Below are 8039 nucleotides of genomic sequence, written 5' to 3'. Positions count from 1 at the left end.
GCGTAAAGGGTCGCCGTCGTGTGTCTTATGATGAAGCCAGTCGGAAAGCCGGATGCGGGAAATCTGCACGTCCGGTTTGATGAGCGGGGAGAGGAAACGGAGCGCGTCTCAACGTGCCACCGCGCCTCTTCTCGACTCTACACATCCCCAAACGGGAGGTCTGGGAAGCCTTCAAGCGTGTGAAGGCCAACCAGGGAGCGGCTGGAGTCGATGGACAGTCGATTGCGGAGTTCGAGGCCAACCTTTCGGGCAACCTCTACAAGCTCTGGAACCGGCTGTCGTCGGGGAGCTATTTTCCTCCGCCGGTGCGGCGGGTCGAGATTCCGAAGGCGGATGGCGGGACGCGGCCGTTGGGTATTCCAACAGTCTCGGATCGCATTGCCCAGGAGGTCGCCCGTCGATATCTGGAGCCCATTCTGGAGCCGGTGTTTCACACGGACTCCTATGGCTACAGGCCCGGACGATCTGCGATCGACGCCGTACGCCAAGCTCGCCAGCGCTGTTGGCGCTACGACTGGGTGCTCGATCTCGATGTGCGCGCCTTCTTCGACAGTATCGATTGGGAGCTGCTCCTCAAAGCGGTCCGCCGACATACGGATTGCCCATGGGTGCTGCTTTATGTCGAGCGCTGGCTGAAGGCGCCAGTGCAGATGGAGGACGGCGGCGTCGTGCCGCGCACGGCCGGAACGCCGCAAGGAGGGGTGATTTCGCCTCTGCTCGCGAACCTGTTCCTGCATTATGCTTTCGACATGTGGATGACGCGGAATTATCCGCACGTCCCATTCGAGCGCTACGCGGACGACGCCATTTGTCACTGCCGAAGCGCCGAAGAGGCGCGAGCGCTATGGAGCGCGCTTGCGGACCGTCTCGCTGTCTGCAAGCTGGTGCTGCATCCTGCAAAGACAAAGATCGTCTATTGCAAGGATGTGAACCGGCGCGGCGACTTTCCTATCATCTCGTTCGACTTCCTGGGCTTTCAGTTTCGAGCCCGGAAGGTGATGTGGGGTGGAAGGGCCGCCCACAGCTTCATGCCCGCCGCCAGTCCGAAAGCGTTGAAGGCTATCAGCCGGACCGTTCGGCGATGGGCGCTTCATCATCACAGCGACAAGTCCCTGCAAGAGCTGGCCGAGAAGCACAACTCGTGCATTCGCGGCTGGATCACCTACTACAGCCACTTCTACAAGACGCAATTGCGTCCGAGCCTGACGAGGATCGACGCCTATGTCATTCGATGGGCGCGCCGCAAGTTCAAGCGGATGCGCCATCAGACCAAGGGGGCGCGAGATTGGTTTGACCGGCTACGTCGGGCGAACCCCCAACTCTTCGCCCACTGGCCTCTATGTCATGGCAACGGCCGAACATCGGGAGCCGTGTGAGTCGAGAGGTTCACGCACGGTTCTAGGAGCGCCCGGGGGTGAAATTCCTCCGGGCGACTCGACAGAGTTCCTCCTTCGCCGTCCTTAACAGCCGGGCGGCGCCAATAGGAATCATTGCGGCTGTCGCAAAACTCCCTATTCTGCAACGTCGCAAAAATCGGGAAGTCTCGCGTTAGTCGGGAATTTTGCGGCAGCCCCTTGTCTTGCGGCCGTTCTCATGGATTGCTCGATCCAAACAACTTGGAGGGTGAAGTATGTCCATAGAACTCTGGCTGGCTTTCGTCGCAGCGTCAGCCGTCTTGCTGGCCATTCCCGGCCCGACCGTTCTTCTGGTGATTTCATACGCGCTCGGTCATGGGAAACGCTCCGCCACGGCGACCGTTGCCGGCGTTGCACTGGGCGATTTCACGGCAATGACGGCCTCAATGCTTGGCCTTGGCGCGCTTCTCGCCACGTCCGCGACGCTGTTCACCGTGATGAAGTGGGTCGGAGCCGCCTATCTGATCTATCTCGGCGTCAAGCTCTGGCGCGCGCCGGTAGCGAGCAACGAAGCGCCCAGCGAAGTCGTTTCGGTCGCAAGGGAGCGTTCGCTACGCATTTTTCTACACACCTATGTTGTCACCGCTCTGAATCCGAAAAGCATCATCTTCTTTGTGGCGTTCCTGCCGCAGTTCTTGAACCATGCACAGCCTGTCGCGTTCCAGATGGTCGTTTTCGAGGCGACATTCCTCATGCTGGCAACGGCCAACGCCGCCGCCTATGGCCTCATGGCCTCGATGGCGCGCAAGACAATCCGCAAGCCTAGCGTTCAGAGGGCGGTCAATCGCACAGGCGGTTCATTGATGATCGGCGCGGGCCTGCTCGCAGCAGGATGGAAGCGGGCCGCAGCCTAATTTTGTTGCGGAAATCCTACAGACCGTGTGGAAACGCTTCGCCGTGATCAGAAGCCGCCTTTCAGAGGCTGGCGACAGCGGGTTTTCATGCCGCCGGTGGAAATCTTGCCCCTCGCGCTCCCAAAGGCTTTCCGAGGCGAGCTGAAGCGCCCTTCTGGCTTCAATAGGCAGATCACTGAGCCCCCTCAGGCCCGCGCCGCCCTCATCATTTCCTCCACCCCGAGAATGTTGATGGCTCGTCGCATGTCATAAACGAGAGCCGTCAGGCTGAACTCGGCACGCACCTTGTCGAGGCTGCGCGTCAGGAACGCGCCCTGGTTCATCCATTGTTTGATACTGCCGAAAGGATGCTCCACGATCTCGCGGTGCGTGTTGAGTATCTCGGGTCGCGCCTTCAGCCGTGCCGCCATGCGGTCCAGCACCGCCTCATTTTCCAGGCGCGAGACCTTGCGAAAATCCTTGGTGCAGTGCGAGCGGATCGCGCAAACCAGACACGCGGCCCGATTGCTGTAATCGAACTTTTTCAGATTCCGCAGCTTGCTTTCGTAGCGCGTCGCAAGAACCTGTCCCGCCGGGCAGATGTAGGCGTCCCGCTCGGTGTCGTAGCGGAACTCGTCCTTGCGGAAAAAGCCCTCGCGAACGGCGGGACCGCGCTGCGGCCTGGGAACATAGGGCGTCATCCCCGCCTTCTCGCAAGCCTCGATATCCTCGATCTTGTAGTAGCCCTTGTCGGCGACGACATCGATTTGTTCGACTTCGAGAATGTCGCGGGCGACCTCGGCGGTTTGCGTCAGCAAGCCCATGTCGACGACCTGATTGCTCACCGCCTGCTCGACAATCATCTTGTTCTTCGAATCGACCGCGATCTGAATGTTGTAGCCGACGCCAACCTTTGTGTATGCCGCCATGGCGCGGCTGTCGGGATCGGTCAGCGATATTTGGTCATCGCCGCTGCGCTCGAGATCGGCCAGCATCGCGTTGTAGCGATCGCGCTTTGTGCGCAACGCCTCGTTTTTTCCGCGAGATTCTTCGTGCGCGAACCGCCGGTTCCCGCTTCCGTGGCGTCGTCTTCATCAAGACGCTCGAGATATTCATCGAGGCGTTCGTCCACCGCCTTGATGAACTTCTCCAGCGCGTTTTTCGTGTAGTTGCGGTCCTTGTTGTTGACCGCCTTGATCCGCGTGCCATCGACGCCAAGCAACTCGCGCCCGAACAGATCGAGCTTACGGCAGAGAACCACGAACTGGCGGAACACCGCGCGAAAGGCCTTGCGATTGTCGGCGCGAAAGTCGGCGATGGTTTTGAAGTCGGGCTTCAAGGTCCGGAGCAGCCATATGACTTCGACGTTCCGATGGCATTCGGCTTCCAGCCGTCGGCTCGAACGAACCCGATTGAGATAGCCGTAGATGTAGAGCTTCAGCAGATCGCCGGGCGCGTAGCCGGGCCGTCCCGTCTTCTCCGGCGCGACACGCGCAAACCCAGCCGCTGTGAGATCAAGCCCGTCGACGAAGGCATCGATGAAGCGGACGGGATTGTCGGGACCGACGTAATCGTCGATCACCTCGGGGAACAAGAGGGTTTGCGAACGGTCGGTTCCGGATATGTGCGCCATGACGCGATTCTAAGGCAACGCATGCGCCGATGGAATCCGTTCAACGAGAGTTTCCACACAGTCTGCCTAACTTTCGCGACAAAATCGGCGAGACTGAACAATCAAAGGGATTTCTATCGTATTACTCGTAAGCGTCGTTTTCAGGCCACGGCCTGTTCGGGCGCTTTCTTGATGTAGGCGAAGGGCAGGAGCTCGTCGATGCGGCTCATGGGGTGACGACCGACGATCTTCGTGAGGACGTCGGCGAGATAGGCCTGCGGATCGATTTCATTTCTCTTGCACGTCTCGATGAGTGAAGCGAGAACGGCCCAATGCTCGGCTCCGCGATCTGAACCAGCAAAAAGATGATTTTTCCGCCCGAGCCCAATCGGGCGCATGGCGCGTTCGACGGCGTTGGAGCCGATGTCGACGCGGCCGTCGTCGAGGAAGAGGACGAGCCCGTCCCATCGCGACAAGGCGTAGCGAATGGCGACCGCGAGCGTGGATTTGCCCGAGATCGTCGCCAGCCTGGCCTCCAGCCACGGTTTCATCGCGTCGACGATCGGCTTGGCGCAAGCCTGGCGGGCGCTCTTGCGCGCTTCGGCGCTTTTGCCGTGAATGTCGCGCTCGATATCATAGAGCGCGCCGATGCGCGCGAGCATCTCGGCGGCAATCGGCGCGGGCGTCGCCGCCTGGATCTCGAAGAAGCGACGGCGCACAGAGCTGGCCCCGGAAATTCGGACAGTAGCGTCGGTGGATTTTCTGCCTGACAGCGGCGAGGATTCTCGCTGCGAATCAGGAGCATTCGATGACGAAGAAGAGCCGCCGGACGCATTCTCCGGCCTTCAAGGCGAAAGTGGCTTTGGCCGCGATCAAGGGCGAGAAGACGCTGGGGGAACTGGCGCAGCAGTTCGACGCTCATCCGAACCAGATCGCGACATGGAAGGGCCAGCTTCTCGAAGGCGCAGCTGGCGTCTTCGGTCAGGAAAAGCCGGAAGGGAAGGAGGCGGCCGTCGATTTGAAGGCGTTGCACGCCAAGATCGGCGAGCTGACCCTGACCAACGATTTTTTGTCCGGCGCGCTCAGCAAAGCCGGCCTGCTGAGCGCAAAGCGATGATCGATGGCGATCACGAGCTTCCGATCGCCCGCCAGGCGAAAGCGCTCGGCGTCGCCCGCAGCTCGGTCTACGACAAGCCGCGGCCGGTTTCCGCCGAGGATTTGAAGCTGATGCGGCGCATAGACGAGCTGCATCTCGAATATCCTTTCGCCAGGGCCCGGATGCTACGCGACTTGCTGAAACGCAAGGGCGTCGTCGTGGGCCGCCGGCATGTGGCGACGCTGATGAAGCGCATGGGAATCGAGGCGATCTATCGACGGCCGAACACGAGCAAGCCGGCGCCGGGGCACAAGATTTATCCCTACCTCCTGCGTGGCGTGAAGATCGAGCGGCCCAATCAGGTCTGGGCGACAGACATAAGCTACATTCCGATGGGGCGCGGCTTCGTCTATCTGGCGGCGGTCGTCGACGTGTTCAGCCGGCGGGTGCTGGCGCATCGGGTGGCGATCACCATGGAAGCCGATTTTTGCGTCGAGGCGCTCGAGGAGGCGCTGGCCAAACGTGGCAAGCCCGAGATTTTCAACACGGACCAGGGCAGCCAGTTCACGAGCGTCGACTTCACGAGCGTGCTGCTCGAAGCGAAAATCGCCATCAGCATGGACGGCAAGGGCGCGTGGCGCGACAATGTGTTTGTCGAGCGGCTGTGGCGCAGCGTCAAATATGAGGAGGTCGTGTGCTGTGAACGCGATCGTTCGCACTTTGAGCGGTTGCGATGCTTTACCGGAGATGAAGGCAGGCCCCTCGAAGTCGGCTTGCAGGAGCCGGCTTCAAACCGCCACGAGCTGCATTGGTCAAGAGCCATTGTGGTGAACGTCGATGGAAAAGGCGGAGATGCACTCCGTCAGGTGAGGTTCGAGGAGACGAACGAAAGTGAACCGCTGATGACGTGTCGAAACGTATCAAACGACGTCGAAACCGGGACCCGGACTTCTGTCCCGCGAATAGAGGTTGGGGGAGACCTGCTTACTGCCCAACCGGCGTCCGGCATGAAGGCGGCGTGACCTTGATCCAGGCTTTGGTAAGGAACTCAGGAACCTGTCGTCCCGATGCGAAGGGAGAAGCTCGAGCGGACGGACTCCGCAAGGGCGAGATTACCGATGCGGGGCACGGGGGCGGAGCCACTCGTAGTAGGGATGAATGTCCTGCAATGGGACCGGACCGAAGGGGTGGCGTCGTCCGGCTTTGTCTCGTGGGCAACCTGAAAGGGGAGGACCCGCATGGATGAAGCAAAACCATTTTGCATTTCCAAGCGCGAAGTGTGGATGGCTTACAAGCGAGTGAAGGAAAACCGAGGCGCGGCGGGAGTGGACGATCAGACGATCGCGGAGTTCGAGAAGGATTTGAACAACAATCTCTATCGACTCTGGAATCGGATGTCGTCGGGCAGCTATATGCCGCCGCCGATCCGACGGGTGGACCTCCCGAAAGGCGATGGTGGAACAAGACCATTGGGAATCCCGACGGTCTCCGACAGAATCGCCCAGATGGTGGTGAAGCGATATCTGGAGCCGTCTCTGGAACCAGTGTTCCATGCCGACTCCTATGGATATCGTCCCGGTCGGTCGGCGCACGATGCGCTGGCCATGGCGCGGCAGCGATGCTGGCGTCACGACTGGGTGCTCGATCTCGACATCAAAGGCTTCTTCGACAACATCGATTGGGAGCTATTGATGCGAGCGGTGCGTCGCCATACCGATTGCGCATGGGGGCTGCTCTACATCGAAAGATGGCTGAAGGCGCCAGTGAGCATGCCGGATGGCGCGCTTGTCAGCCGAGCGAAGGGGACCCCACAGGGCGCTGTCGTGAGCCCGCTCTTGGCTAATCTTTTCCTGCACTATGCGTTCGATCGATGGATGAAGGAAAACCATTCCGACATTCCGTTCGAGCGTTACGCTGATGACGTCATCTGTCACTGTGGCAGCGAGGCGCAGGCGTCGGCGCTGCTACGACGGTTCCTACAATCGCGTGGCGGCCTTCGCGCGCGAGTGGAAGGCGGCGCGGCATCGGGAGCAGCAGACCTGTGGGCGCGGCGCGTTCGTGCCGCTGACGTTTCTGCCCGGCGAGGCGTTCCAGTTCGACTGGTCGGAGGATTGGGCGATCATCGCGGGCGAGCGGACCAAGTTGCAGGTCGCCCAATTCAAGCTCTCCTACAGCCGCGCATTCTTCCTCCGCGCCTACCCGCAACAGACGCATGAGATGCTGTTCGACGCTCACAACCACGCCTTCCGCGTGCTGGGCGGCGTGCCCCGGCGAGGCGTCTACGACAATATGCGCACGGCGATCGACAAGGTCGGGCGCGGCAAAGAGCGCCAGGTCAACGCCCGCTTCGCCGCCATGGTCGGCCATTTCCTGTTCGAGGCCGCATTCTGCAATCCGGCCTCGGGCTGAGAAAAGGGGCAAATCGAGAAGAACGTTCAGGATGCTCGTCATCGCCTCTGGCAGCCGATCCCGAGCTTTCCGTCGCTGGCGGCGCTCAACGACTGGCTGGAGGCGCGATGCCGCGAGCTGTGGGCCGAGATTGGGCACAGCGCGCAGCCGGGGACGATCGCCGAGGTTTGGCGCGAGGAGGTTCCGCAACTGATGCAGCCTCCGCGGCCATTCGACGGCTTCGTCGAACACACCAAGCGGGTCACGCCGACGTGCCTGATCCATCTGGACCGCAATCGCTACAGCGTGCCGGCCTCGTTCGCCAATCGCCCCGTCAGCGTGCGGGTCTACCCCGAGCGCGTCGTCGTCGCCGCCGAGGGGCAGATCGTGTGCGAGCACGCCCGCGTCTACGAACGAACCAGCGTCATCATCACGACGAACCTCAGTTTCGGCGAATGGGCCGCCGTCTTCGGCGACGCCAAGATGACGACGGCTCTGCTCGATCGCCTCACTCACCGTTGCCACATCCTCGAAACCGGAAACGACAGCTTCCGGTTCAAGGACAGCTCGGCGAAGGCGGACAAACCTGCAAAGGAGAAGACCAAAACTTGACGACCGACTGACCCGCAAGCCATCTTCAACCCGGGTCAGTTCTCAACGGAAATCCTGGGTCAAATTTCGGCGGAAATCGACAG

Annotated in this window: 4 protein-coding genes and 4 pseudogenes; 5 read left to right on the top strand and 3 right to left on the bottom strand. The window is 60.9% G+C overall.

The annotated features are described in order from the left end of the window. Positions 1 to 113: 113 nt before the first annotated feature. The gene (ltrA, locus tag VIF40_RS12820; RefSeq protein WP_331937900.1) at positions 114 to 1376 is read left to right on the top strand and encodes a group II intron reverse transcriptase/maturase; all 1263 of its coding nucleotides are present in this window, start codon (positions 114 to 116) and stop codon (positions 1374 to 1376) included. 254 nt (positions 1377 to 1630) lie between these two features. After that, on the top strand, positions 1631 to 2269 hold the full coding sequence (locus VIF40_RS12815; protein ID WP_331937899.1) for a LysE family translocator: 639 nt from the start codon (positions 1631 to 1633) through the stop codon (positions 2267 to 2269). 185 nt (positions 2270 to 2454) lie between these two features. Here VIF40_RS12815 and VIF40_RS12810 read toward each other — a convergent pair whose 3' ends face one another. The 3 genes and pseudogenes from VIF40_RS12810 to tnpC all read right to left on the bottom strand — a co-directional run. Then, on the bottom strand, positions 2455 to 3243 hold the full coding sequence (locus tag VIF40_RS12810; protein ID WP_331937898.1) for a transposase: 789 nt from the start codon (positions 3241 to 3243) through the stop codon (positions 2455 to 2457). Beyond that, positions 3198 to 3881 (bottom strand): transposase, encoded by a 684-nt coding sequence (locus VIF40_RS12805; protein WP_331937897.1) that lies wholly within the window; start codon positions 3879 to 3881, stop codon positions 3198 to 3200. Before VIF40_RS12805 ends, VIF40_RS12810 begins: the two co-directional genes overlap by 46 nt. Before the next feature lie 140 nt (positions 3882 to 4021). Beyond that, positions 4022 to 4579 (bottom strand): annotated as a pseudogene (gene tnpC / locus VIF40_RS12800) (IS66 family transposase); the annotation flags it as partial. An 89-nt stretch (positions 4580 to 4668) separates the two neighbouring features. On the opposite strand from tnpC, the pseudogene VIF40_RS12795 reads away from it, so the two are divergent. The 3 pseudogenes from VIF40_RS12795 to istA all read left to right on the top strand — a co-directional run. Beyond that, positions 4669 to 5648, top strand: a pseudogene (locus VIF40_RS12795) (IS3 family transposase); the annotation flags it as partial. Between the two features lie 546 nt (positions 5649 to 6194). Then, positions 6195 to 6926: pseudogene (ltrA, locus tag VIF40_RS12790) on the top strand (group II intron reverse transcriptase/maturase); the annotation flags it as partial. Further along, positions 6922 to 7956, top strand: a pseudogene (gene istA / locus VIF40_RS12785) (IS21 family transposase); the annotation flags it as partial. The pseudogenes ltrA (VIF40_RS12790) and istA, both read left to right, overlap by 5 nt. Positions 7957 to 8039: the final 83 nt, after the last annotated feature.

Source organism: Methylosinus sp. (assembly GCF_036560965.1).
Lineage (GTDB): Bacteria > Pseudomonadota > Alphaproteobacteria > Rhizobiales > Beijerinckiaceae > Methylosinus.
This window is presented reverse-complemented; position numbering and strand designations above follow the sequence as displayed.